This window comes from Ensifer adhaerens (assembly GCF_028993555.1).
GTDB classification, from domain to species: Bacteria; Pseudomonadota; Alphaproteobacteria; order Rhizobiales; family Rhizobiaceae; genus Ensifer; species Ensifer adhaerens_I.
In genome coordinates, this window is sequence record NZ_CP118610.1 from 4,143,802 (window position 1) to 4,168,915 (window position 25,114).

The following is a 25,114-nucleotide window of genomic DNA, read 5'->3' on the forward strand; positions in this document are numbered from 1 at the left end:
CAGCGCAACGATTCAATTGCACCCCGACAATTCCGGGGTTTCAGAGCGGGATGGCGCCGCTTAAAACCGCATTCTCCAACCGGTCGATCACATCAGCAAGCTTCTCGTCGATGACGTGAAGGTATTCGGTCCAGTCGCTGACATGCTTGAGCTCCGCCTTGCCGTCGGAGATGCCGCGCAGGGCAATCAGCGGAATCCCAAAGGACTGGCAGGCGCGCAGAACCGCAAAGGTCTCCATCTCCACCATGTCGGCGTCGATCGTTTCATAGGCCGCGCCCGAAACGATATTGGCGCCGGTCGAAAGCCGGGCTTCGGGCACGCCGGGAATCCGGAGCGGCAGCGGCACCACGGCCGGCAGGTCGAGGAACGGAGTCGCGCCCTTCTCGAAGCCGAGCGGCGAGGCATCCATGTCGCGATAGCCGACGGAGACGGCCTGGTAGACTTCGGTCTGTTCAAGCGTGGCAGCGCCGGCCGAGCCGAGCGAAACGACGAGATCGGGCAGGGCCCGCTCCGCTGCGAGCTCGGCAAGCGTGCGCGTCAGCACCACGGCAGCCTCGACCGGGCCGACGCCAGTCATCAGCGGCTTGATCCGGTCCTTGAGGTGCGGCCCGTATTCGGCATCCACGGCCATGACGTAGAGGACCCTGCGTCCGGCGACGTCCTTGATGGCAAAACTCATCCTTCGATCCCCTCGCGTCCGCGCACCACCATCATCGTTCCCGTCATCGATGCGATCAGCTTTGCCGGTCCGTCCGCACGGATCGCATAACCGCGCCCGTCGGAGACGATGATCGTCGAGCCGGGCTTCGTCACTTCCCCGCGGAACAGGAAGCGCTCCCCGCGCCCCGGCGAAAGCAGATTGACCTTGAACTCGATCGTCAGGATCGAGGCATCGGGATCGATCACAGAATAGGCGGCGTAGGTGCCGGCCGAATCCAACGCAGCCGAAATGACACCCGCATGCAGGAACCCATGCTGCTGCGTCAGCTTCTCGTCGAAGGGCAGTTCGATCTCGACAGTGCCCTGTTCGACGAGCGTCAGTTCCGCGCCGATGGTGCGCATCGCCGCTTGCCGCGCAAAACTGTTGCGGATGCGCTTTCGGAAATCGGGGGGATCACGGTCGTCCATCAGTCCACATGGCCTTTTTAGTCGGGCGGCATCACTATGCCAGCGGGACAGTGGCACGCTCGTGAAGGTCCGACAAGTTCAATTCATGAGCAAAATCGAGCTGTTGAGCGCCGTCGCAAACGCAACCCAGGCGAGATAGGGAAGGAACAACAGGGCCGAAACGCGATCCCGCTGCCAGCTTGCGACAACGAAACCAGCGATCGCAATCAAGAGCGCGATGATGACGATCAGGGCCGAAGAGATGTCCTTGATCCCGAAGAACAGCGGCGACCAGAGGAGGTTGAGCATCATCTGCGCCAGCCACAAGCGCATGGCGGCGGCGCGGCGATGGTCAAGAAACATCCGGGCCCCGGCAATCCCGATCATCACGTAGAGGATCGACCACACCGGAGCGAAGATCCAATCGGGCGGATTGAACGCCGGTTTTGCCAGTGACTGGTACCATTGTCCGGGGATGTTGTTGTAGCCGATGAGGAGACCGAGACCGAGAACGGCGGCGATGAAGACTGCATACACGATGGTTCTGTTCATGGCCTCGACAGATAGAACAGACTTTCGGGCTTTCCATGGGGGCTGCCGTTTTGAAGCCGCGATCTGCCACCTATATCATGTGCCATGAAGAGTTTCAGACGCATCGATATCCGGCCGGCCGCCCCGGATGACATCATGATGATCGCCTCCGTCATCGTCGAAAGCTGGCGATCGACGTTCCGCGGGCTGATTTCCGACGATTTCCTCGATGGCATGAGCGTCGAGGAGCAGGCACTGCGCCATGCAAGGCGCATGCGTGTCGCCGATGTCTTCCATCTGGTCGCGGTCGACATGAGCACGAACAAGGTGATCGGCTTTGCCAATTATGGAAAAGCCCGATCGATGCCGCCGCGTTTCGATCGCGAGCTCTACGCGCTCTATATCCTCAAGGAATTCCAAGGCGCCGGCATCGGCTCGGCACTGGTGCGCAGCGTTGCCGGCCATTGCCGGGAGCTGGGCGGCAAATCCCTGTTTGCCTGGGTGCTTTCCAGCAATCCGAACAGGGCGTTCTATGAACATCTGGGTGCCGTTGCCGTCGGCCAGGGCCAGGTGAGCCTCGGTGGTGAAAACCACGACCAGACGGCCTATCGCTGGGACGACCTGGTAAAGCTCTCCGGCGCGGGCCGCTTTTCGGCGTGAGGCAGTTCCGGACGCAATATCGCTGCGCGCTTGCCATCGAACCGCTTTAGCTGCGGCCGAGCCGGACGATGTGCTGATCCCAGGCAACGCGGCTCTGGCTCGCCTTGAAGTGCCCATCATAAGAGGAAACGGCAAAGCCGTGCTCGGCGCTGGCGACCCCTGCCGCATCGGCGACGCGCTCTTCCTTCAAGACGGCGCCGGTTCGTGCATCGAGCGACACGGCCACGCCGCCCTTCGGCGAGGTCAGGCCAACGAGCCCTTCGCGCCGGTTGACCGCGATCGCGCCGACATAATTCGCCAGCGCTTCCGTCGTGCGCTCCGGCAACGACAGGAACTTCAGGTCCTCGCCCCTGGAGAAGGATCCGACGAGCGGCGGCAGATCGTTGCGGGCGCCCTCGTACTGGCAGGCAAACCAGATCTCCCCCTTCGGGCCGATATCGACGTGGCGTGTCGAAAGACGGCTGAGCTCGGCAGGTAACCCATGCTTCTGCACGAGCGCACCGGTTTTCGTGTCCACCAGCGTCAGGCTCGGCTCCATATGGTCGAGATTGAGCTTGGTGCGGCCGAAATCCGGGTGGGTCTCGATGCCGCCATTGGCAATGGCGAGCAGGTGACCGTCGGCTGTCAGCGTCATGTCGTGCGGGCCGATGCCGTAGGTTGGGAATTCGCCGATGCGGGTGAAGTCGTCGGTGCCGTCATAGATGCCGACCATGCCGCGATTGGCGGCGAAGTCGTTCTCCGTGGCATAGAGCAGCTTGCCATCGGCCGAGAAGCAGCCATGGCCGTAGAAATGCCGGCCCTCGGCCGCAGCAATCACGATCGGCTCGGCGGTCCCGTCGGTCGCAAGGATCATCGCATAGGTGCCGGGACGGCGTGCAAAGGCGACGGCTCGGTGCGTGGCCGGAGAATAGGCCATGCCATGCGCACGCGCCGGCAGCGCCGTGCGATCGATGATTTCGCCCGTTTCCGTCAGCGTCGCCACGCCATAGCTTCCATCCGGCGCCATGAAGGCTGAGGCAAAGACGGCATCGGCTCTGCCAAGCGCGAAGGTCCGATCGGGCGCGAGGCTCGCGACCCAGGCGGCGCCCGCCATTTTCAGGAAACTGCGTCGGTCGATCAGACCCGTGGCCGCCATCATGCTGTCGTCTCCACCAAGGCATTTTCGGTGAAACGGCGGCGCCTGGCGCCGCCGCTTGCGTAAGCGGACGATGCGGTCAGAGCCAGCCGCGCCGCTTGAAGTAGAAATAGGGCACGATCGCGGAGATCACCATCAGCATCAGTGCCGCAGGGTAGCCGAACTCCCACTGCAGCTCCGGCATCACGCCGAAGTTCATGCCGTAGATCGAGGCGACCAGTGTCGGCGGCAGGAAGACGACGGCGGCAACCGAGAAGATCTTGATGATCTGGTTCTGCTCGAGGTTGATGAGACCCAGCGTCGCATCGAGCAGGAAGTTGATCTTGTTCGACAGGAACAGCGCGTGGTCGCCGAGCGACGTTGCGTCCCGTTGGATCAGCTTGATCCGCTGCCGGCTTTCCTTTCCAGCCTTGCGCGGCCCCATGCCTTCGAGCGCCACGTGATAGGCGACGAGCCGACCGATGCTGACGAGGCTTTCCCGGATGACCGTCAGGAGGTCGCCCTTCTGGCCGATCTGCTCGATCAGCGACTGCAGGTCGCGCGTCTTCTTGGTGGCGCTGGCATTGGTCTTGCGGAACACCTCGCGCGAAATCGCGTCGACCTCGCTGCCGGCACGTTCCAGCGCATCCGCCGTACGGTCGATAATCGCTTCCAAGAGGCCGAGCATCACCAGTTCGCCGCTCTCGCAAATCTGGCCGTTGGCCTTCTGGATGCGGTGGGAAAACGTCTGGAACGGCTTCGGGTCGGCATGGCGGACCGTGACCAGCGTCGCGCCCTTGAGGATGAAGGTCACCGGCACCTTGACCGGATAGTCGCTGTCGAGCTTGGCGGCCGCCGTCATCGTCATGAATTCGGCGCCGTCCTCCTGGTAGAGGCGGTCGGAAAGCTCGATCTCCTGCATCTCGTCACGGGTGGGAATCTCGATGCCGAGCTGCCCTTCGACGAGGCGCGTTTCCTCGGTCGACGGATTGAGAAGATCGTACCAGATGGCAGGGGTCGGCAAGGCGATGCCATCCAGCATGTCGACGAGCACGAGGTGGCTGTTCTGGCTTTTGAAGATGCGCAGCATATTGGGCTCCATAGGGCGAGTCATCCGACCGCCGTGAAGCCCTGATCAAATCAGGACCGGACGGTCGTGAGCGTGAAGGCTCGACTTCGACTGTCGGGGTTCATTGTAGGTTGGTCCTTGTGGTGAAACGTGCCCGTGAGAGCGGGCACGGAAAGCGCTTTGCGCCTAAAAGCCTTGATTGTCAACACCCTGCCAGCGCGGCTGTTTTGTCAGTCGCCGTCGGCAAACGAGAAGCCTGCGCCAAGCCCGATCGCGCCGCCGAAATCGTTGTTCAGGCGGTTGAGGAGGTCGTTGGTATTGAGCGACAGAAAGGCGAGTTTGGCGCGCTTGTCCTCATCGGTGAGGGCGGCGTCGATTGGTCCATCGATGTTGCCGGCCATGCCGATCACCGACTTGAAGACGAAATCGGCCGAACCCGCCACCGAGCGGCTGTCTTCCGGCAGCAGGCTTTGCATGTCGGCGACATCGAACAGCGTCTTCAGGCCCCGGACGTTGCCGGCGATCGAGGCCATGGTGTTGCCGGAGCGCCAGTAGATCGCGAGCTTCGGATGTCCCTTGTCGTCCTTGCCTTCGTAGAACGGCTTCAGGCGCTGGTCCTTCACTGTCTCGACGCCATGGACGAGAATGCCGAGCAGTTCGGTGGCCGCCTCGCGGTTGTCGCGGAAATCGGGATTGTCAGGGCCCGGATGTTTCCAGGCGGCCTGGATGCCGTCGGGCTTCTGCCAGGCGGCGAGGAATTCGTTGGCGATATCATCGAGGTTCTTTGTGATCGCCAGGCCGTAGCGGCAGCGGAAGTCGCCCTCCTTGCCCGACAGCGCTTCGGAGCCGGTACCGTAGAGCACGTATTCGAGCGCACCCAGCCCTTGCGCGGCCACGCTCTTGCCCTTGAGCTTGGCTACGTCGGCCGCGCTTTCATCCTGCTTGGAAAGGATTGCCTGCACCTGCTTCAGTCCCGTGCTCTTGCGGTCGGGATAGAAGAGAAAGCGTTCGAAGCGGTTCTGTTCGAGCGCCGGGCCGAGCCTGACGATCTCGATCGCCGACCAGGCACCGACCAGATCGGAAAAGGCGCCTTGAGCGCTCTTAAGCGCCGGCTTCGACGGTGCCGCGCAGAGCTTGGCCGTTGCGACGTTTGCGGCCGCGGCTTTCTCCGTCAGTTTGCGATAGCCGGGGATGACGAAGTCGTCGACGGCCTTGGCCATCACCGTCGGCACGGCGGCCTCGTTGACGACGCGCGGCGAGAGCGCGCTGCCTTCCTGAGCCATCGTCGGGAACGCGGTCGCCAATGTCAGGGCGAATGCGAGGGTGAGTGTATGCGTGCGGGGCATCAGAGTGACTCCAGGAAGGCAAGGAGATCGCGGCGATCGCTTGCGGCAAGGGCGGCAAAGGCATCGCGGGCCTTCTGCCCTTCGCCGCCGTGCCAGAGGATCGCTTCGGTGAAATTGCGGGCGCGTCCGTCGTGCAGCAGGAAAGTGTGCCCGCTGACGGTCTTCGTCAAGCCGATGCCCCAGAGTGGCGGCGTGCGCCACTCTCGGCCGGTGGCGACACCTACCTGCTGTCCGTCCTCAAGGCCTTCGCCCATGTCGTGCAGCAGGAAATCGGAATAGGGCCAGATCAGCTGGAACGACTGCGCCTTGTTTGCTGCATCCCGGCGGGTGACGAATTTCGGCGTGTGGCAGCTGGTGCAGCCGAGGTCGTAGAAGGCCTTCTTGCCGCGAAGCGTCTCGGCAAAGCTCGCCTTGCGCCGCGCCGGCACGGCAAGGTTTTCCGAATAGAAGGTCACGAGGTCGAGCACCGGATCGGGCGCCTCGGTCGAACCAAGCCGTTCCTGCACACCGGTCGCCATGGTGAGGCATTTCACCTGAGCGGCCGTGCAGTCGCCATGGGGTCGGTCGGCGTTGGGGGAGGAGATGCCGATATCTGTGGCAAAGGCGTCGGCGCTTTGCTGTCGCACGGTGGCGTTCTGCGCCTTCCAGCCGAACCGCCCGAGCATCAGCTTGCCGGTCCTGGCGTCGCGCGTCAGTGCCGGGCGGCCGCTGATGCCGTCGCCGTCGGTGTCGTCAGGGTCGGCAAGGGCGAGAACATCCGCCTCATGGATCGCCTCGACGAGGCCGAGCCCGATCATCGGCTGGGCCACGCGCGGCGAGAGCGTCGTTGCCGGATCGAGAGGTCCGTAGGCAAGGTCGGTCACCGAATAGCGCGGCCGGCGCAGCGAAGCTTTTTCGCCGTCGGGGAAGGTGAACGGCTCCTCTGTATAACTGACTTCCAGATGTCCTTCGGCATCAAGGCCCGGCACAGCGCTGTCCTGAAGCTGGGCGCCATAGACCGGATCCGGGAAATTCACGACCTGATGTGCCTCGACCAACCGGCGTTCCTCCTCGTCGCGTGGCGGGCGCGCCAGGCGGAAGAACATCGAGGTCGTGTCGACGGCGCCTTCGGGCGGCCGGCCGCGACCGTCCTTCAGGTGACAGCTCTGGCAAGCGCGCGCGTTGTAGAGCGGGCCAAGCCCGTCGGAGGCCTGCGTGGAGGAGGGCGAGGAAACCCAGAGCTTGCGGAAGAGGGCATTGCCGAGCTTGAAGCCTTCCTCCTCCTGGAAGGTAAGGTTGGCTGAGAACTGGGAGAAGCTGTCGGCATTGACGGGCGCGATCGAGGTCGCAGCACCTCCGGACATCGCCTCGAAGGTTTCCGCCTTGGAGAAATCCGTCGTCGGTCGCGTCACCGTTGCGACGCGATCGCGGTCGGCGTTGCTCAGATCGGTGCGTTTGGTCGGGAAATAGTCGCCGGCAGCGGCGGGCAGGGCCGTTAGCAGCGCCTGGGCGAGAAGGAGCGCGAAAAGGCGAGATGCGCCAGATTTCATCAGGGGAGGATCGAGCCGCACCGGGTGCGATGCGGCCCGCCTTTTCAGCTTATTGGAAGACGGCGTTAGGATTGTCCAGGCTGTCCGAACCTTCAAGCTCGATCGTGCCGAGATCCAGCGACGCAATGACGCGCTGAACGGTCTTTGCCTGGGCGATCAGGCCGTCGATCGCCGCCTGAACGGTGGCGTTGCCCTCGGCATTGCCTTCGCCGATCATCTGGTCGTAGGCCTCGGTGGTCTCCGCGCGCTTGGCCATCGCCTGCATCTTCTCGACCGTGGTCGAAAGGTTGCCGGCCATTTCCTTGTCGAGTGCCGCATCCTTGGCAGCGACGAGTTCGGAGAGCGACGGGCCGGTCATCTTCGTGCCGTCGACGCGGGTGTATTCGCCGGTATAGGCCGACTGAATACCGATCGCGTCATGCAGATGCGAGTTGTGCGTGTTGTCGGAGAAGCAATCGTGCTCTTCTTCCGGATCGTGCAAGAGCAGGCCGAGCTTCATGCGCTCGCCGGCAAGTTCGCCGTAGGAGAGCGAGCCCATGCCGGTGAGGATGGCAACGAGGCCGGCCTTGGGGTCAGCCTCGACCGCCTTGGTGGCGGCACCATCCGGCGTCCAGTTGGCGACCATTTCCTTGAGGTCGGAAACGAGCAGCTCGGTCGCGGCCTTCAGATAGGCGGCGCGACGATCGCAATTGCCGCCGGTGCAGGCCTTGGTGTCGTAATCGGTGTAGGGGCGGTTGCCAGCACCCGCCTTGGTGCCGTTCAGGTCCTGGCCCCAGAGCAGGAATTCGATCGCGTGGTAGCCGGTGGCGACGTTCGCCTCGATGCCACCCGCTTCCTGCAGCGTGCCGGCCAGGAATTCCGGCGTGATGTTGCTGGCGTCGACATCCTTGCCGTCGATCTTGATCGTCTTGTTGGCAATCACGTTGGCGGTGAAGAGGGCGTTTTCGTCGCTCTCGGTGCCATAGCTCGGGTCGACATAGTCGATCAGGCCCTCGTCGAGCGGCCAGGCGTTGACCTTGCCTTCCCATTCGTCAACGATCGCGTTGCCGAAGCGGTAGACTTCGGTTTCCTGGTAGGGGTTGCGGGCCTTCTTCCAGGCGTCGCGCGCTGCCTTCAGCGTTTCTTCGCTCGGCGTCGCGATCAGCGCGTCGACAGCCTTGTTCAGGGCTTCGGCGGTCGTCAGCGCATCTTCGAACTTGGCATGGGCGACAGCGGTGTAATGCTTTACCACGGCGGCGGCGTCGGTTGCGGCGTGGGCCGGCTGCAGGGCCAGCACCGACGTTGCCGTCATGAACGCCAGCGCGGCGCCGCGGATGAATTTCTTGGTCATGACCCTCTCCTGTTGCTTCCTTCGGCGCAGCCGAGCGAGCCGGCAAACGCGGCATCGTTCAGGCGTCGGGCCATGAGAAAAGGCCCCGGCCGGGCCTGCCTCTCATGAACCAAAAGCAAACTTGTGTCAAAGTGTATAGTTTAGAACGTTTTCAATCTGATGCGCGTGTTTTGACCATTGTCAAAAGGCGTCAACCCTTGCGTTGCATCAGGCAGAAGAAGAAGCCGTCGGTGCCGGTTGACGCGGGCGTCAGCGTTACCGTCTTCATGTCGGCCGACCAGGGTTGCGGCTTGTCGGTGCCGAAGAGTGTCGCCCAGATGTCGGCCGCCGACAGGATCTCGAATTCCGGATTGTCTTCGCAGAAGCCGTAGACCTGGGCTTCGTTCTCCTCGGGGAGCACCGAGCAGGTGACGTAGATGAGGTGACCACCCGGTCGGACGAACTGGGCGGCACTCGCCAGCGCTTCCTCCTGTTGCGAGATGCGCTCTTCGAGGTTCTTCTGGTTGAGCCGCCATTTCGTGTCCGGGCGGCGGCGCCAGGTGCCGGTGCCGGTGCACGGCGCATCGACGAGTACGCGGTCGAATCGGCCGGCAAGCGGAGCAAGGCTGTCGGTGGATTCATGCACCTGGACATTGCGGGTGCCAGCGCGCTTCAGCCGCTCGATGATTGGGGCGAGGCGCTTGCGGTCGGTGTCGTAGGCGTGCACCTGGCCCTTGTTGTTCATTGCCGCCGACATGGCGAGCGTCTTGCCGCCGCCGCCGGCACAATAGTCGAGTACCTGTTCGCCTTCCTGCGGGAAGGCAAGATCGGCAACGATCTGCGAGCCTTCGTCCTGGACCTCGAACCAGCCCTTCTGGAAGGAAAGCTCGGCCGTCACGTTCGGCAGGCGCGAGGCGCCTTCGCCGGCCGGGATGCGGATGCCGTTGCGGGCGATGGTTGCGGGTTCGGCGCCGCTTCGCTCCAGCGCCTTCAGCACCTTGGCGCGCGAAGCCTTCAGCGTATTGGCGCGCAGGTCGAGCGTCGGTCGGCCGGCGAGCGCCTTGGCTTCATCGAGCCAGTCGTCGGAGAAGTTTTCCTCGAAGGAGGCTTGCACCCATTCGGGGATGTCGCCCTGGACATGGGCCGGCGCGTCTCCGAGCCGTCGCGTCGTGAAGGCCTGCATGTGCTCGGTGGAGGGGGCTTCCGGCGCGAACTTGTCGCCGTCGAGTTCGGCAGCGAGCGCTTCCGGGGTGAAGCCCCATTGCCGGTACATCACGGCATGGCCGAGTGCTGCAGCGCTGTCGCTGTCCATCAGGTAGGCGTGCGAGAGTTTCATGCGAAGGGCGTCGTAGACGATGTTGCCGATCGCGGAGCGGTCGCCGGATCCGGCGAAGCGGTGGGAGAGGCCCCAATCCTTGAGCGCGTCGGCGACCGGGCGCTTCCGCTTTTCGATATCCTCAAGAACTTCAATGGCTCCAGCGAGCCTGCCGCCCAAACGCATCTTCGATCAACTCCTTTTTCGCCGTGGTAGCGGCGATGGCATCGAAGAGCAAGACGGCGGAGAAGATTAACCGCGAAGAACGGTCTTTCTCAAGTAAACCCACCCGGCGATTGGCCGGACGGCAGTATTTCAAGATCAGGAATTGATGACGCGATAACAGACGCTGGCGGTGCCGGAGCGTACCATGCCGATCTGCGAAGCCGCGGCCTTGGAAAGATCCATGACGCGTCCGCGGATGAACGGCCCGCGATCGTTGATGCGAACGATCACGCTCTTGCCGTTGCGCTTGTTGGTCACCTGGACCTTGGTTCCGAATTTCAGGCTGCGGTGGGCGGCCGTCAGGTGAGCGGCATTCATGCGCTCCCCGGAGGCGGTCTTGGAGCTCAGCGCATACCAGGATGCGCCGCCGCAGCCGGCGCCGGCTGCATGGCTATCGGAAACGGAAACGAGACCGATAGCGGTCGTGAACAGCGCTGCAGCGGCAGCCGTCTTGATCTTCGCTGGCGTCAAACTGGCGATCCCCTCGGTCAAATGGTTGTCTAAAAATCTTCTGAGAACCGCTAATTAGGGCGAAAAATGGCAAAAGCGTGCTTCAACCGTTTACGATCTATTAGGATATATTAAAAAAGGACGAAAATTCAAAAACGAAGATTGTTTGAAATAGTTTAAAGAGAGCCCGGAAGTTCTTTGGAATCAGCGGTTGAACGTTGGCGGCCTTCCGCACGCAGGCCCAACTCAGTGGTAAACGAAAAATTTCATTAAAAATTTCGAATTGGACGAAATTTCCGGAATCCGGATGGTCGAAAATTCGATACTAGCGCACAGGTTGTATTTAATTCGTCAAGTATCGAACGAATATCCCGAGAATGTCACAATTCTGGCGACCTTCACGCCGCCATTACTGATAAACAGACTATCGGCTTTCTATAAGCATTTCGGGTTATGTTATTGATTGAATGCCACGTTGCGTTTCAGGCGTTGCGCCAAGCACCCGATTGCCAGAGCTGCGCAAGCGAGACGCGATAATCGGGATACGCGAATTCGAAACCGGTGGCGCGCATGCGCGCGTTCGAAACACGCTTGTTCTCGCCATAGAACGAGCGAGCCATCGGCGACAGTTCCGCCTGCTCGAAAGGCGTCTCCGGCGGTGGCTCGACACCCATCAGCCGCGCAGCTTCGGCGACAACGTCCTGCGGCGGCGCCGGCTCGTTGTCGGTGATGTTGAAGACGCCAGCCGTTCCGTTGTTGGAGAGGAACAGGGTAGCCGCGCCGATGTCTTCGACGCGGATGCGGTTAAACACCTGCCCCGGCTTGATCAGGCGTCGGGCCGTGCCGTTTGCGAGATTGCAGAAGGCGTTGCGTCCCGGGCCGTAGATGCCGGCAAGCCGGAGGACGGCCACCGGAATGGCCTGCCTGGCGCCGAAGGCGATCCAGGCGTCCTCCGCCTCCACCCGCTCGACCGAGCGGGCCGAGACCGGTTTGCGCAACATGTCTTCGGTGACCCATTCGCCGCCATGGTCGCCATAGACGCCGACGGTCGAGAGATAACCGATCCATTTGAGGTTGGGCGCGAGGTGCGCCAGATCCGGGCTGGAGGCGCGAAACATCGGATCGCCGTCGCGGCCGGGCGCGATCGACTGGATCAGGTGGGTCGCCTGCCCAAGCGCGGCAGCGAGCTCGGCGGATATGGTTTCACCGTCGAAGAGGATCGGGCGGATGCCGGCCCTTCCGAGCTTCGCCGCCTTCTCCTCGGTGCGGGTGGTGCCGACAACGCTTGTCGCTGTCGGAGCCATGGCCCGTGCGATTGCCATGCCGGAGTAACCGGCGCCAAGGATCAGGACATGCATCGGCTCACTCCCGCCATCTGCCATTCGTTGAGGACGTCTTCGTCCGTCTCTGGCTCGCATTGTTCGGCAAATTCCGCAAGCGCTGCCGGCGCGACCAATCGTGACAGCGCCCAGACCGCCATCGCCCGCACCACGGGCGAGACGTCGTCGATGCGCGCCTTTACGGCGGGCATAAGTGCTCGGTCGCCGGAGTTGCCCGCCGCGATCAGCGCGTTGCGCACGAACCGGTCGCGGCCAATGCGCTTGACCGGAGAGCCCGAGAACAGGCTGCGGAAGGCTGGGTCGTCGAGGCCGAGCAGCGTTTCGAGCGACGGCGCCTTCAGATCCTCGCGCGCCTTCAGCTTCATTTCGGAGGCCGCCTGGGCGAACTTGTTCCAGGGACAGGCGGCAAGACAATCGTCGCAGCCATAGATGCGGTTGCCCATCAGCGGGCGGAGGTCCGGGTCAATCGAACCCTTATGCTCGATGGTCAGATAGGAAATGCAGCGCCGCGCGTCGATCTGGTAGGGCGCCGGGAAGGCGCCGGTCGGGCACGCATCGAGGCAGGCACGGCAGGAGCCGCAGTGGTCACGCTCCGGCTCGTCGATGACGAGGTCTGCGGTGGTGAACAGGCTGCCGAGAAACAGCCAGGAGCCATACTCGCGACTGACGAGATTGGTGTGCTTGCCCTGCCAGCCGAGGCCGGCCTTTTCCGAGAGGGGTTTTTCCATCACCGGGGCCGTGTCGACGAAGACCTTGACGTCCTCGCCGGCGCGCGCGGCAAAACGCGTCGCGACTTCCTTGAGCTTGCCCTTGACGATGTCGTGGTAGTCACGGTTCTGGGCATAGACCGAGATCGCGCCGCGATCGGCCTTTTCGAGAATGCCGCGCGGATCGTCTTCCGGCCCGTAATTCATCGCGAACATCACCACCGAGCGCACCTCGCTCCAGAGCGTACGCGGGTCGGAGCGGCGCTCGGCAGTCTCGGCGAGCCAGTCCATCGTGCCGTGAAAACCGTCGTCCAGGAAGTTCTGGAGCCGGGCCGGCGCCTCGGGAATGGCGTCCGGCCGGGTGATGCGACAGAGATCGAAGCCCTTGTCCGCCGCCTCGGCCTTCAGAAACGCCGTCAGCTTTTGCCGCCGTCGATCTCCATTGTCAGCCTTGGCAGCGATGCCGGGCACGGTTTCAGCCTCAGAAGTCGAGGTCCGCGTAGTGCGGAACCGGGGTCACGCCACGCACGCGTTCGGCAAGCAGCGGGCGGAAGGAGGGGCGGGACTTCAGCCGCTGGTACCACTCCTTGGCGGTCGGAGCATCCGACCAGTCGATCTCGCCGAGATAGTCGAGCACGGATACCGTCGCGGCCGCGGCGAGGTCCGCATAGGAGATGCGGTCGCCGGCAAGCCAGGTGCGCGAACCCGCGAGCCAGGAGAGATACTTCATGTGCTGGCGGATATTGGCGCGCGAGGTGCGCAGGATCTTGCTGTCGGGTGCGCCGCCGCCCTGGTCCGGTGTCATCTGCAGCTTGAAGATCCGCTCGCGCACCAGCGGCCGGGTCACATCGGCTTCCATCTTGTGCAGGAACCACTCGACCAGGCGGCGGATTTCCGCGCGCTGGAACGGGTCTTCCGCCAGAAGCCGGCGATCCCGCTTCATGATGCCGTTCGTCTCGTCGAGATATTCCGAGATGATCGTGGCGCCACAGAGCGCTCTCATACTGTCGTCAACATAAACCGGTAGCGTCCCGGCCGGGTTCAGCGCCAGGAAGTCGCGCCGGTTCTCCCAGGGCTGTTCCTCGGACAATTCCGTCTGATAGCCATATTCCGAAAGGATAAGGCGAACGAACCGTGAAGCGGAGGACATGGGGTGATGATACAGTGTCGGCATCGATGATCTGGCTTCTCAGAGTCTTTTTGCTGGGGGCGTCAGCGTGGCGGCGCAAGCGTCTGGCCACGGCTCCTGTGATAGAGCTATAGAAATTTGTGGTGGCAAACACAAGCGAATCAGCCTTTTCCTCCCACTCCAAAACTTGTCAGGAAAATCTCATATATGGCGGATCAATCGATCATCAGCGCGCTCGTCCTCGGGCTCATCGAAGGCTTGACGGAGTTTATCCCTGTTTCGTCGACGGCGCACGTCCTCCTCGCCGGCCACTTCCTCGGCTTCAAGTCGCCGGGCAACACCTTCGCCGTCCTCATCCAGCTCGGCGCCATTCTGGCGATCCTGCTCGTCTATTTCCAGAAGCTTCTGTCGATCGCGCTGGCGCTGCCGACCAGCATCAAGGCGCGTCGCTTCGTCCTGTCCGTTCTGATCGCCTTCCTGCCGGCGGCCGTCATCGGCGCAATCGCGCATGATTTCATCAAGACGGTGCTGTTCGAAACGCCGATGCTCATCTGCGTCGTGCTGATTGTCGGCGGCTTCATCCTCTACGCGATCGACCATCTGCCGCTGAAGCCACGCTACACCAACGTCATGGACTATCCGCCGTCGCTGGCACTGAAAATCGGCCTGTTCCAGTGCCTGGCGATGATCCCCGGTACCTCTCGGTCCGGCGCGACGATCGCCGGCGCCCTGCTGATGGGGACCGACAAGCGTTCGGCCGCCGAGTTCTCGTTCTTCCTGGCGATGCCGACCATGCTCGGCGCCTTCACGCTCGACCTCTACAAGAACCGCGACGCGCTCTCCTTCGACGACTTCACGCTGATTGCCGTCGGCTTCATGGCGGCGTTCGTCGCAGGTATCTTCGTCGTGCGCTCGTTGCTCGATTTCGTCTCGCGCCGCGGCTTCACGCCATTTGCCATCTGGCGCATCCTTGTCGGCACGGCCGGCCTGATCGGCCTCTGGCTGTTCGACTGAGCCGGGATCAACTGTTACAAACGAAAAAAGGCGCGTTCTTCACGCGCCTTTTTCTTTGATCCCAGTTTTCTTCGACTTCGGACTAGGCCCTAAAAACAAAGCCGCGTGCGTCTCAAGGTGAAACGCACGCGGCTACTGGCCCCCGCCAATAACTCTAATTATGCCCTTCCAAAGCAATTCCAGGAAAATGCGAAGCCGTTTTCCGTCGGGACTTGCGTGATTTGAAGGGCGCCGGCCTTAGTTGCCGGAAAGATCGATCGATGCCGTCGTGCACGGATCCACGCCATAGGCCGGCGCACAATCCTTGCCGCTGCTCGCGACTGTGTTCGGCGCGATGAATGAGCCAGCCAGAATGATCAGTGCCGCACACGCAAAAAAGATTGCGATCGACTTGCCCATGGACGCTATGCCTTTCGAGATTGCTGCTGCCGCCCGCCGTCATGCCTTGCGATCGGGGCGCGAGGCGGTGTTTAGTCGCTGGATATGACATGATCAATATCAGGACATGTTGAATTTGCGGTAAATGCCATTCGCTTTGTTAACTGCGGCAGAACTGCAACGCTGTTGCCTGGATACAACAGCAAACGGCCGCCGGTGGATGCCGGCGGCCGTTCGAAAAAGGGTAGGTCTTTGCAGCGATCAGGCGGCGCGGCCGCTGCGGGTGTACTGGCCCTGCGGGCGATAGCGCACCAGGTAGGTCGGCAGGATCGGCTCCAGCATCGTCGCATCGATGCCGATGCCGGCGAGCGTACGTCCCTCGGAAACCGCCTTTGCCGAGACGACATTGTCGGATTTCAGCAACACCACCTGGTCGGCGGTGAGCGGTGGCGTGACGAACGGCACCATCGACGCGACGCTGCCGATGAAGGAAGCGATGCCGAAGGGCAGCGAGACGAGCGTGCGCTTGCGATCGATCGTGTTGAGCATGATCTCGAGACAGTCGCGGAAGCTTAAGACATCCGGGCCGCCGAGTTCGTAGATCTTGCCCTTGGTGATCTTGCCGTCCACGGCGCGGGCCACGGCTTCGGCGACATCGGTCACGTAGACGGGCTGGAACTTGGTGTGTCCGCCGCCGATCAGCGGCAGGACCGGCGAGAAACGCGCCATGTCGGCGAACTTGTTGAAGAAGCCGTCCTCGGGGCCGAAGACGATCGAGGGGCGCAGAATGATCGCGTCGGGCTTCGTTTCAAGGATTGCCGCCTCGGCGCGCCCCTTGCTGCGGGCATAGTTCGACGGCGAGGAAGCGTCTGCGCCGATCGCCGAGATGTGCGTCAGCGTCGCGCCGACGCCGCGCGCCGCTTCCGCCACGGCGCGCGCGCCGAAATCCTGGACGGCGTCAAAGGTGTTGCGGCCGCTTTCAAACAGCACGCCGACGCAGTTGATGACGTGGTCGGAGCCTTCGACGGCGCGATCGACCGATTTACGGTAGCGCAGGTTCGCCTGGACGAAGGAGATCTGGCCGACATTGCCGAGCGGCTGCAGGTGGCCGGCAAGGTCCGGTCGGCGAACGGCAACGCGAATGCGGTAGCCGCGCTTGGCGAGCGCGCGCACGACATGACGGCCGACGAACCCGGATCCGCCGAAAATCGTCACCAGCGGCGGAAGGTTGGACAAGGTCATGGGAAACGCACTCCTGATCGCAGAGGAAAGAATTGATTGCTACATAACCCAACAGCCGCGCGAGGTGAAGGCCAATCCACGCGGCTTGTCGGACCTGTCGGAAGATGGGGGTGCCAGGCCGTCAGACGCCTTCGACGACGACCATCTCCGCGTCGGCGACTTCCTGGCGGATCGCCGCGGCAATCTGGTATTCGGGCGAGTTGTAGCAGTCGACCGCTGCCTGCAGCGACGGAAATTCGATGACGACGTTGCGCGCGCGAACGCCGCCCTCAAGGCGGTGGTGTTCGCCGCCGCGCGCGAGAAAGTTCGCGCCATATTTCTCGAAGGCCGGCTTTGCTGCCGCCACATAATCCTTGTAGCGCTCGGGGTCGCGGACATCGACCCGTGCGATCCAGTATCCCTTGGCCATGCTAAGCTCCTCGTCTTTCGGCTCCGGGGCCGACGGGAGTTACTTCCGGCAAATTTTGGTTGAGGTCAAGCGGATCGACACGGATCGCCTCCGTGTCCGGAATGCTGCCCGCGTCAACGCGAAAGGGCCCCATCCATTTCCGCAAGAATCGCGCGCGCGGCCGCAAGTGGCTCGGCGACTGCGACGATTGGGCGCGCGATGACGAGATGGCTCGAACCGGCCTTCAGCGCGTCGGCAGGCGTCATCACCCGCTTCTGGTCGCCCTTATCGGCGCCTGCAGGCCGGATGCCCGGGGTGACCAGCGCCATGTTCGGCCCGATGATCTTGCGGACCGCTGCCGATTCCTCCGCCGAGCAGACGATGCCGCCCATGCCGGCGGCGCGCGCCTGTTCGGCCCGGCGCAGCACCAGCGTGTGCGGGTCGTATTCGTAGCCGGCATCGATCACGTCCTGCTCGTCCATCGAGGTGAGCACGGTGACGCCGAGCAGGCAGAGATCGGAACCCTTCGCCGCCTCGACGGCCGCCTTCATCGCCTTGGGGTAGGCGTGCAGGGTCAGCATCGACATGCCCATCTTGACGATGTTCTCGACACCCTTGGCAACCGTGTTGTCGATGTCGAGCAGCTTCATGTCGAGGAAGACCTTCTTGCCGCTTGCAGCAAGATCGCGCGCGAATTCGAGTCCGCCGGCAAAGACCAGCTGATAGCCGATCTTGTAGAAGGAGACGTCGTTGCCGAGCGTCGAGACGATCTTCTCGGCATCGGCGATCGTCGGAAGGTCGAGGCCTACGATCAGTCTGTCGCGCGCGGTTTCGGTCATCGTCTAGATCCCCTGCCAGTGTTCCATCGGGGTCCAGTCGCACGCAACGGATCGATCCGCAAGGCGGAAAGCAAAGACATTGCCGCCGCCGCCGCCCTTCTGGTCGGCAGTGCGAGAAATCGGCGCGCCCAGCAGTCGGCATTTCAGTAGCGTGCCGACGCCGCCATGGCCGACGAAAGCGATCGGGATCTTTGGATCATGGCCCTCGAGCACGCGGAAAACTACCTCCGAGATGCGGGTCTGGGCGTCGACCGCCCGTTCCCAGCCCTTGAAGCTTTCGGTGGGATTGGCAAAGAACCAGTCTGCCGCCTTCTCGAATTCCGGAGGCGGCAGGAAGCCGGTGGCGGAGCGATCGTTCTCGCCCATGTCATGGTGGGTCTCGATCGTCACGCCGGCTGCGTCGGCGAGCAATTGCGCCGTCTCGATCGCCTTGGTCTCGTCGCTCGAGATGATCCGTCCGAGCGAACGCACCCAACGCGATGCAACGGTGATGACCGCGCGTTCGCGGCCAACAGCGGAAAGTCCCCATTGCGGAACGGGCACGTCCGGATCGATCTGCACCTGCGGATGGGTGACGTAGACGCCGAACATCCTGTCAGTGTGCCCGACGATAGACCCAGAGTTGTGCCGGGGGAATGTTGCGCACGACGAAGTCGAGATGCTGGATGCTGTAGCGATCCGGCATGGCAACGACCGGCGACAACGGCCCGTACGAAATCTGCACCACCGGCCGGCCGACCGGAATGCGCGAGAGCAGGTCGTCGATCAATTCAACGCGCCGGTGCATCGGGAAGTTCAAGAGCGGCACCGCCGAGACGACGCTGTCGAAGGTCTGACCCTTCAGTTCGCCGAGCGTGTGTTCCAGATCGAAAGCATCACCATTGACGAAATTGACGCCGGCGAAGTTGGCCCTGAGCTGGTTGTAGAAGTCGGTGGAATACTCGACCGAGACCAGGCTCGATGCGGGCAGACCGCGATCCAGAATTGCCTTGGTAATGACACCCGTGCCCGGGCCCAGCTCAAGAACCGGCAGGCCCGAAGCGGGATTGATGACGCTCGCCATCCGGCGCGCGGTTATGGAAGAGGTCGGCAGGATTGCGCCGACAGCCTTGGCATTGCTCATCCATCCCTTGAAGAAGCGAATTTCCTCATCGAACTTCCGTCCGAGCCGTTCCTTCACCTTCACGCGCAAATTCATTGAACCCCTCAAAACCGTCGTCCTCTCCTCATGCGGGCCGCCCGCTGTGATCTCCGCTCGCTGATTCGAGCTGATCCGAACGGCGCCAATCATAATGTGTCCCCATCTGCGGCAAAAACAAGTCTGTCTGCGCCTGAAAGCATCGCCTTATCAACAGCCGCCGGATGGATCGATCAACAAAAAACCCGCCACGCGCGGGCGTGACGGGTTGGCATTTCGCGCCGCGTCAGGCCCGGTTACACGCGCATCGGCATCAGCACGTAGAGTGCGTCTTCGGCAGCAAGATCCCGAACCAGCGTCGGCGAGCCCGGATCGGCCAACATGAAGATCGCGTCGGTGCCGGTCAGCTGCGAGGTGATGTCGAGCAGGTACTTGGCGTTGAAGCCGATCTCGAGCGGATCGTGTTCGTAGCCGACGGGCAGTTCTTCGGTAGCACTGCCCGAATCCGGATTGTTGACCGTGAGCGTCATCTGGCCTTCGTTCAGCGCCAGCTTGACGGCACGACCGCGCTCGGACGAGATGGTCGAAACGCGGTCGACGGCCTGGGCGAAGGACTGGCAATCGACACGCAGTTCCTTGTCGTTATTGGCCGGGATGACGCGCTGATAGTCCGGGAAGGTGCCGTCGATCAGCTTCGACGTCATGACGATGGAGCCGATGGTGAGGCGGATCTTGGCATCGGACACCTCGACGGTGACGACGAGGTCCGGATTGTCGAGCAGCTTCTGCAGTTCGCTGACGGTCTTGCGCGGGATGATGATGCCCGGCATGCCTTCGGAACCTGACGGCGCTTCGACGTCGGCCCGGGCAAGGCGGTGGCCGTCGGTTGCGACGGCGCGCAGCTTCAGTTCGCCCTTGCTCTCGACGGTGTGTACGAAAATGCCGTTGAGATAGTAGCGGGTTTCCTCGGTCGAGATCGCAAACTGGGTGCGATCGATCAGCATCTTGAGGTCCGTCGCCTTGAGGCGGAAGGAGTGCGAGAAGCTGCCGGCGGTCAGGTCCGGGAAGTCCGACTGTGGCAGGCACTGCAGCGAGAACTTCGAGCGGCCTGAGGCAACGGTCATTGCCGTGCCTTCGGCATTGGTGGCGAGCAGCACTTCCGAACCGTCGGGCAGCTTGCGCACGATGTCGTAAAGCAGATGCGCCGGCACGGTGGTCGCGCCCGCCTGTTCCACCTGCGCCGGCGTCGCCTCGGTGATTTCGAGGTCGAGGTCGGTCGCCTTCATCTCGAGGCTCGCACCGTCGGAACGCAAGAGCACGTTCGAGAGGATCGGGATCGTGTTTCGCCGCTCGACCACGCGGTGCACGTGGTTCAGCGATTTCAGGAGGTTGGACCGCTCGAGAGTAATGCGCATGGGATGCCGCTTTCAACCATTGCCCGGCGGACGAGGCGCCCGCCTGAGCGTCAACTGCGAGTGTCCCGGCCGACCGACCGGAAAGATTGTGGACCGGCAAAATGGCAGAAACAGCGCCCGGAAAGCAAGGGGTTTGAGGGGGTCTGTCCCCAGATGCAGCGCGCTGGGCCGTTGCCGTGCCCTTGCCCTGCCATGCCGGCTCACTCATAAAGACCGGATAGGCGCGTCGATAAGCACAATCAGGACGTTACAGGTGGAAAAGCAGAAGACATCGGAACCATCAGGCGGGCAGAGAGAACGCAGCTATCGCCTGCACAATGTCAGCGTTCCAGCTCGCCCGCTCGATGCCGCGCTGTATCTGGTGGCGACCCCGATCGGCAATCTCGGCGATATCACCCTGCGCGCGCTGGAGACGCTGGCCGGCGCCGATGTTCTCGCGTGCGAAGACACACGGGTCACGCGCGTGCTGCTCGACCGCTATGGCATTGTGAACCGGCCCTACGCCTACCACGAGCACAATGCCGACGAGGCCGGACCCCGGCTGCTGGCAGCACTCGCGGAAGGGCGATCGGTGGCGCTCGTCTCCGACGCCGGCACGCCGCTGGTTTCCGACCCGGGATATCGGCTGGGGCAGCTTGCGATCGAGGCCGGGTATCGCGTCGTGCCGATCCCGGGCGCATCGGCGCCGCTTGCGGCTCTCGTCGGCTCCGGCCTGCCGAATGATGCCTTCCTCTTTGCCGGTTTCCTGCCGACCAAGGACAAGGCGAAACGCGATCGCCTCAGGGAGTTCGCGACCGTGCCGGCGACGATCATGTTCTTTGAATCGCCGCACCGCATCGCCGCGACCGTGGCCGCCGCGGCCGAGGTGCTGGGCGAGGGGAGGAGGGCCGCCGTCTGCCGCGAGCTCACCAAGACCTTCGAGGAGTTCCGCCGTGGCACGCTCGGCGAGCTTGCCGCCCACTATGAAGAGGCAGGCGCGGTCAAAGGCGAGATCGTGCTTGTCATCGGACCGCCAGATGCGGCGCCGGAGCCGGAGGCCGCCGATGTCGACGCGCTGTTGACAAGGCTCGTTGCCGACATGCCGGCAGGCAAAGCGGCAACCGAAGCCGCCCGCCAGACGGGCTTGCCGCGCAAGGAGCTCTACGATCGGCTGCTGCAGCTGAAGGAGCGCCATGGCGAGTAACGGTGGCGATAGGCGACGGCTGAAGGCACTCCAGCGGGGGCGGCTGGCGGAGTATCGCGCCGCACTTTGTCTTTTGCTGAAAGGCTACCGCATCGTCGCCATGCGCCATCGCACCAAGCTCGGTGAAATCGACATCATCGCAAGGCGCGGCGATCTGATCGCCTGCGTTGAGGTCAAGGCCCGCCGCTCGGCCGAGGATGGCGTCTTCGCTGTGACGGCCACGGCGCAAAGACGCATTCGCGCGGCGAGCGATCTCTGGCTGGCCAGGCAACCGGATTTCAGCCGGCTTTCCATACGCTACGACATCGTCACAGTGACGCCCTGGGGATGGCCGCGGCATCTGCCGGATGCCTTTTGAACCGCGGTGAGATGAGGAGAAATGATTGCGATGTTCCGTCTTGCCTCGTCTTGGAACAAAATCGCGAATTTGTAATCGTTCCGACATAAAAGCGTTACAGGCCTGTCATTGAAGGTCACTAGTCCACTGCCATCCCTAATCCGGTGGAGAGGACAGTCATGTTCAAGAAGTTTTCGCTCGCAGCCCTTACTATTGCTTTTTCCGCAACCTCATCGTTTGCCGCCACCAACATCACCTGGTGGCACGGCATGGCCGGCCGCAACGGCGAAGTCATCAACGAAGTTTCCAAGAAGTTCAACGAAGCCCAGAGCGCCTGCGCGCTGACCCCGGTTTCGAAGGGCACCTATGAAGAGGCGCTCGCATCCGGCATCGCCGCTTTCCGCTCGGGCGAACAGCCGAACATCCTGCAGGTGTTTGACGCCGGCGCCGCCACCATCATCAACGCCAAGGGCGCGGTCATCCCGGCCGAGGACCTGATCATCAAGGCCGGCCACAATTTCGACCGCAACGCTTTCATCGACGGCGTGCGCTATTTCTACGCCGACAGCGAAGGCAAGTTCGTCGGCATGCCGTTCAACTCGTCGGCGCCGATCATGTACATCAACGACGAGGCGCTCAAGAAGGCCGGCGTCGAAGCGCCGAAGACCTGGGAAGAGTTCGAGGCCGTTGCCCCGAAGCTGAAGGAAGCCGGCTACATCCCGCTCGTCCAGTCGCAGCTCACCTGGCAGTTCACCGAGAACTTCTTCTCGCGCAACAACATCCAGTTCGCCACCAACAACAACGGTTATGACGCCGTCGTCGACACGCAGCTGAAGGTCACCGACCCGAACCTCATCATGATGTTCGACAAGCTCAAGGCCTGGAAGGACGAAGGCTACTTCGCTTTCTACGGCGCCGGCTGGAACGACAACCAGAAGGTCTTCGAAGAAGGCAAGGCTGCGTTCTGGATCGGTTCGTCGGGCTCCTTCGGCGGCCTGCAGAAGACGGCACAGATGCCGTTCTCGGCAACCTTCCTGCCCTACTGGGGCTCGATCAAGGGCGCCGGCACCAACTCCTTCATCGGCGGCGCTGCCCTGTTTGCCATGTCCGGCAAGTCGGATGAAGAAAACAAGTGCGTTGCCGACTTCTTCCAGTTCCTGACCTCGCCTGAGATCCAGTACTTCTACCACAAGGCCACCGGCTATGTGGCGATCACCAAGGCAGCCTACGAGCTTGCCCAAAAGGACGGCTACTACAAGGAAAAGCCGGTTGCCGAAGTCGGCATCAAGCAGCTGCTGCTGCCGGCCGGTGACTGGTCGAAGGGCTACCGCCTCGGCTTCTACCCGCAGATCCGCGAAATCATGGAACGCGAATACGGCCGCATCTTCTCGGGCGAAACGACCGTCAAGGACGCCTTCGACACGATCGAGAAGGAAGGCAACGAACTTCTCGCCCGCTTCGCCAAGACAGCCGGCTGATCTCCATGACGACCGCGACAGATCTCCTCCCCGCAGCGCGGGGAGGGACCGGAACTGAAACCCGGGGGCGTCGCTTCGGCGCCTTCCGGCTTTTCGGTGGCCAGTCGAATAGCGGAGGTGAAAGTACCGCCAAGCGCGTGCAGTTCGCCTCGCCGTTCCTGCCCTACCTTTTTCTCGCGCCACAGCTCGCGATCATCTTCATCTTCTTCTACTGGCCGTCGGTTCAGGCGATCCAGTCGTCCTTCTATCTCGAAGACCCCTTCGGCTTCGGCTCGACCTTCGTCGGCATGACCAACTATACGGACGTGCTGAAATCCGGCGAGTATCTCGGCATTGCCCGCTTCACCGCGGTGTTCACGGCCCTCGTCACCTTCTTCGCGCTGTCGATCGGCTTGCTGCTCGCCGTCAAGGCCGATGGCGTCATCCGCGGCAACGCGGCCTATAAGACGCTGCTGATCTGGGTCTATGCCATTGCGCCGCCGGTTGCGGGCCTGATCGGCATGATGTTCTTCGACCAGCATATCGGCCCGATCGTCGAGCTTGCCCGCTGGTTCGGCTGGGACATCAAGGTTGGCCTGAACTATTTCGACACTGCCTTTTCCATGGTGGTCGTCTCGGTCTGGAAACAGATCCCCTACAATTTCATCTTCTTCCTTTCAGGGCTGCAGGGCATTCCAGTCTCGGTGCGCGAGGCGGCGGCGATCGACTGCCGCTCCGGCTTCCGCCGCTTCTGGACGGTGATCCTGCCGCTCTTGGCGCCGACCGCTTTCTTCCTCCTGATCATCAACGTCACCTATGCGCTGTTCGACACCTTCGGCGTCATCGACGTGATGGTGAAGGACAAGGCCGCCAACAACCCGATCACCCTTGTCTACAAGGTCTACATGGACGGTTTCCGCGGCAACGATCTCGGCGGCTCTTCGGCCCAGTCGGTGATCCTGATGCTGATCGTCTTCGTGCTCACCATCTTCCAGTTCCGCTTCATCGAGCGGCGCGTGCACTACAACTGAGGTGGGACCGATGTATCGCACCAAGATTTTCGACCACGTCATCCTGCTCTTCGGCGTCTTCATCATGGTGGCGCCAGTTGTCGTCGCCTTCATGACCTCGACGCATGAGGCAGCCGACATTCACCGCAACGGCCTCAGCCTCAGCTGGGGCGGCCATTTCGTCGAGACGTACAAGACGGTGCTGACGCGTCAGGGCGGATTCACCGGCAAGATCACCGGCTTCAACATGATGCTGAATTCGATGATCCTCGGCTTGGGCTTTGCCGTCGGCAAGATCGTGCTGTCGATGCTGGCCGCCTATGCGCTGGTCTATTTCCGTTTTCCGCTCGCCACCTTCTTCTTCTGGGTGATCTTCACGACGCTGCTTCTGCCGCTCGAAGTGCGCATCCTTCCCTCCTACGAGGTGATGAACACGCTGAAGCTGACGAACACCTATACCGGCCTGATCGTGCCTCTGCTGGCCTCGGCCACCGGCACCTTCTACTTCCGCCAGTTCTTCAAGTCGGTGCCGGACGAACTCTTGGAGGCGGCACGCATCGATGGTGCGGGGCCGTTCAAGTTCTTCATCGATGTGCTGGTGCCGCTGTCGCGCACCATGATGGCTGCGATCTTCATCATCATGTTCGTCTACGGCTGGAACCAGTATCTCTGGCCTACCTTGATGACGACCGACGAGGGCTTCTTCACGCTGGTGCGCGGCATCAAGCAGATTCTGCTCGTCTGGGTCGGCTCGAACATCCCTGACTATAACGAGGCCTTTGCGCTGGCGATCCTCGCCATGCTGCCGCCGGTGATGATCGTCGTGATCTTCCAGCGCTGGTTCATCAAGGGTCTGACGGAAAGCGACAAGTAAGCGGAGCT

At 62.5% G+C, this 25,114-nt stretch carries 27 protein-coding genes; 7 read left to right on the forward strand and 20 right to left on the reverse strand.

Going from position 1 to position 25,114, the window contains the following annotated elements:
- Positions 1 to 40 precede the first annotated feature (40 nt).
- From PWG15_RS20015 to PWG15_RS20025, 3 genes are all read right to left on the reverse strand, one after another.
- Positions 41 to 679: a 5'-methylthioadenosine/S-adenosylhomocysteine nucleosidase gene (locus tag PWG15_RS20015; protein ID WP_275022323.1), complete on the reverse strand. Its 639-nt coding sequence runs from the start codon at positions 677 to 679 to the stop codon at positions 41 to 43.
- Positions 676 to 1,128 (reverse strand): PaaI family thioesterase, encoded by a 453-nt coding sequence (locus tag PWG15_RS20020; RefSeq protein ID WP_275022324.1) that lies wholly within the window; start codon positions 1,126 to 1,128, stop codon positions 676 to 678. The genes PWG15_RS20015 and PWG15_RS20020 overlap by 4 nt, the downstream gene beginning before the upstream one ends.
- Positions 1,129 to 1,206: 78 nt before the next feature.
- The gene (locus PWG15_RS20025) at positions 1,207 to 1,659 is read right to left on the reverse strand and encodes a TspO/MBR family protein (protein WP_275022325.1); all 453 of its coding nucleotides are present in this window, start codon (positions 1,657 to 1,659) and stop codon (positions 1,207 to 1,209) included.
- Between the two features lie 84 nt (positions 1,660 to 1,743).
- Between PWG15_RS20025 and PWG15_RS20030 the strand changes: the two genes are divergently transcribed.
- Positions 1,744 to 2,298: a GNAT family N-acetyltransferase gene (locus PWG15_RS20030; protein ID WP_275022326.1), complete on the forward strand. Its 555-nt coding sequence runs from the start codon at positions 1,744 to 1,746 to the stop codon at positions 2,296 to 2,298.
- A gap of 46 nt (positions 2,299 to 2,344) precedes the next feature.
- Here PWG15_RS20030 and PWG15_RS20035 read toward each other — a convergent pair whose 3' ends face one another.
- From PWG15_RS20035 to PWG15_RS20080, 10 genes are all read right to left on the reverse strand, one after another.
- Positions 2,345 to 3,433, reverse strand: a complete 1,089-nt coding sequence (locus PWG15_RS20035; protein ID WP_275024470.1) for a DUF1513 domain-containing protein — start codon at positions 3,431 to 3,433, stop codon at positions 2,345 to 2,347.
- Positions 3,434 to 3,512: 79 nt separating this feature from the next.
- Entirely contained in the window at positions 3,513 to 4,502 is a 990-nt protein-coding gene (locus PWG15_RS20040; RefSeq protein WP_275022328.1) for a magnesium transporter CorA family protein, read from the reverse strand.
- Between the two features lie 209 nt (positions 4,503 to 4,711).
- On the reverse strand, positions 4,712 to 5,827 hold the full coding sequence (locus PWG15_RS20045) for an imelysin family protein (RefSeq protein WP_275022330.1): 1,116 nt from the start codon (positions 5,825 to 5,827) through the stop codon (positions 4,712 to 4,714).
- Positions 5,827 to 7,356 (reverse strand): di-heme oxidoreductase family protein, encoded by a 1,530-nt coding sequence (locus tag PWG15_RS20050; protein WP_275022331.1) that lies wholly within the window; start codon positions 7,354 to 7,356, stop codon positions 5,827 to 5,829. The genes PWG15_RS20045 and PWG15_RS20050 overlap by 1 nt, the downstream gene beginning before the upstream one ends.
- Positions 7,357 to 7,405: 49 nt before the next feature.
- Positions 7,406 to 8,686 carry an imelysin family protein gene (locus tag PWG15_RS20055; protein ID WP_275022333.1) on the reverse strand — a complete coding sequence of 427 codons (1,281 nt, stop codon included), beginning with the start codon at positions 8,684 to 8,686 and terminating at the stop codon, positions 7,406 to 7,408.
- Positions 8,687 to 8,876: 190 nt separating this feature from the next.
- Entirely contained in the window at positions 8,877 to 10,166 is a 1,290-nt protein-coding gene (locus tag PWG15_RS20060; RefSeq protein ID WP_275022334.1) for an RsmB/NOP family class I SAM-dependent RNA methyltransferase, read from the reverse strand.
- Positions 10,167 to 10,301: 135 nt separating this feature from the next.
- Complete coding sequence (locus PWG15_RS20065) at positions 10,302 to 10,676, reverse strand: septal ring lytic transglycosylase RlpA family protein (protein ID WP_275022336.1); 375 nt, start codon at positions 10,674 to 10,676, stop codon at positions 10,302 to 10,304.
- Positions 10,677 to 11,137: 461 nt separating this feature from the next.
- Entirely contained in the window at positions 11,138 to 12,013 is an 876-nt protein-coding gene (locus PWG15_RS20070; RefSeq protein ID WP_275022337.1) for an SDR family oxidoreductase, read from the reverse strand.
- A complete protein-coding gene (queG, locus tag PWG15_RS20075; protein WP_275022338.1) occupies positions 12,001 to 13,173 on the reverse strand; it encodes a tRNA epoxyqueuosine(34) reductase QueG in 1,173 nt (390 codons plus the stop codon). Before queG ends, PWG15_RS20070 begins: the two co-directional genes overlap by 13 nt.
- A gap of 10 nt (positions 13,174 to 13,183) precedes the next feature.
- Positions 13,184 to 13,876 carry a glutathione S-transferase family protein gene (locus PWG15_RS20080; protein WP_275022339.1) on the reverse strand — a complete coding sequence of 231 codons (693 nt, stop codon included), beginning with the start codon at positions 13,874 to 13,876 and terminating at the stop codon, positions 13,184 to 13,186.
- A 162-nt stretch (positions 13,877 to 14,038) separates the two neighbouring features.
- Between PWG15_RS20080 and PWG15_RS20085 the strand changes: the two genes are divergently transcribed.
- The gene (locus PWG15_RS20085) at positions 14,039 to 14,845 is read left to right on the forward strand and encodes an undecaprenyl-diphosphate phosphatase (protein WP_275022340.1); all 807 of its coding nucleotides are present in this window, start codon (positions 14,039 to 14,041) and stop codon (positions 14,843 to 14,845) included.
- A gap of 237 nt (positions 14,846 to 15,082) precedes the next feature.
- Here PWG15_RS20085 and PWG15_RS20090 read toward each other — a convergent pair whose 3' ends face one another.
- From PWG15_RS20090 to dnaN, 7 genes are all read right to left on the reverse strand, one after another.
- The gene (locus PWG15_RS20090) at positions 15,083 to 15,244 is read right to left on the reverse strand and encodes a hypothetical protein (RefSeq protein ID WP_104662576.1); all 162 of its coding nucleotides are present in this window, start codon (positions 15,242 to 15,244) and stop codon (positions 15,083 to 15,085) included.
- 240 nt (positions 15,245 to 15,484) lie between these two features.
- Complete coding sequence (locus tag PWG15_RS20095; protein WP_275022343.1) at positions 15,485 to 16,465, reverse strand: complex I NDUFA9 subunit family protein; 981 nt, start codon at positions 16,463 to 16,465, stop codon at positions 15,485 to 15,487.
- A gap of 121 nt (positions 16,466 to 16,586) precedes the next feature.
- Positions 16,587 to 16,874, reverse strand: coding sequence for a DUF1330 domain-containing protein (locus tag PWG15_RS20100; protein ID WP_065372437.1), 288 nt, complete (start codon positions 16,872 to 16,874; stop codon positions 16,587 to 16,589).
- Positions 16,875 to 16,987: 113 nt separating this feature from the next.
- Entirely contained in the window at positions 16,988 to 17,692 is a 705-nt protein-coding gene (pyrF, locus tag PWG15_RS20105; RefSeq protein ID WP_275022344.1) for an orotidine-5'-phosphate decarboxylase, read from the reverse strand.
- 3 nt (positions 17,693 to 17,695) lie between these two features.
- Positions 17,696 to 18,283 (reverse strand): histidine phosphatase family protein, encoded by a 588-nt coding sequence (locus PWG15_RS20110; RefSeq protein ID WP_275022345.1) that lies wholly within the window; start codon positions 18,281 to 18,283, stop codon positions 17,696 to 17,698.
- 4 nt (positions 18,284 to 18,287) lie between these two features.
- On the reverse strand, positions 18,288 to 18,890 hold the full coding sequence (gene pmtA / locus PWG15_RS20115; protein ID WP_275022346.1) for a phospholipid N-methyltransferase PmtA: 603 nt from the start codon (positions 18,888 to 18,890) through the stop codon (positions 18,288 to 18,290).
- 236 nt (positions 18,891 to 19,126) lie between these two features.
- A complete protein-coding gene (dnaN, locus tag PWG15_RS20120; protein ID WP_275022347.1) occupies positions 19,127 to 20,245 on the reverse strand; it encodes a DNA polymerase III subunit beta in 1,119 nt (372 codons plus the stop codon).
- 253 nt (positions 20,246 to 20,498) lie between these two features.
- On the opposite strand from dnaN, the gene rsmI reads away from it, so the two are divergent.
- The 5 genes from rsmI (at position 20,499) to ugpE (ending at position 25,106) form a co-directional block, all read left to right on the forward strand.
- Positions 20,499 to 21,428, forward strand: coding sequence for a 16S rRNA (cytidine(1402)-2'-O)-methyltransferase (rsmI, locus tag PWG15_RS20125; protein WP_275022349.1), 930 nt, complete (start codon positions 20,499 to 20,501; stop codon positions 21,426 to 21,428).
- Positions 21,418 to 21,786: a YraN family protein gene (locus PWG15_RS20130; RefSeq protein ID WP_275022350.1), complete on the forward strand. Its 369-nt coding sequence runs from the start codon at positions 21,418 to 21,420 to the stop codon at positions 21,784 to 21,786. The genes rsmI and PWG15_RS20130 overlap by 11 nt, the downstream gene beginning before the upstream one ends.
- Before the next feature lie 158 nt (positions 21,787 to 21,944).
- Complete coding sequence (locus PWG15_RS20135) at positions 21,945 to 23,243, forward strand: extracellular solute-binding protein (protein WP_275022351.1); 1,299 nt, start codon at positions 21,945 to 21,947, stop codon at positions 23,241 to 23,243.
- 5 nt (positions 23,244 to 23,248) lie between these two features.
- Positions 23,249 to 24,253, forward strand: a complete 1,005-nt coding sequence (locus PWG15_RS20140; protein WP_275022352.1) for an ABC transporter permease subunit — start codon at positions 23,249 to 23,251, stop codon at positions 24,251 to 24,253.
- A 10-nt stretch (positions 24,254 to 24,263) separates the two neighbouring features.
- Positions 24,264 to 25,106, forward strand: a complete 843-nt coding sequence (gene ugpE, locus PWG15_RS20145; RefSeq protein ID WP_275022353.1) for a sn-glycerol-3-phosphate ABC transporter permease UgpE — start codon at positions 24,264 to 24,266, stop codon at positions 25,104 to 25,106.
- The last annotated feature ends 8 nt before the right edge of the window (positions 25,107 to 25,114 follow it).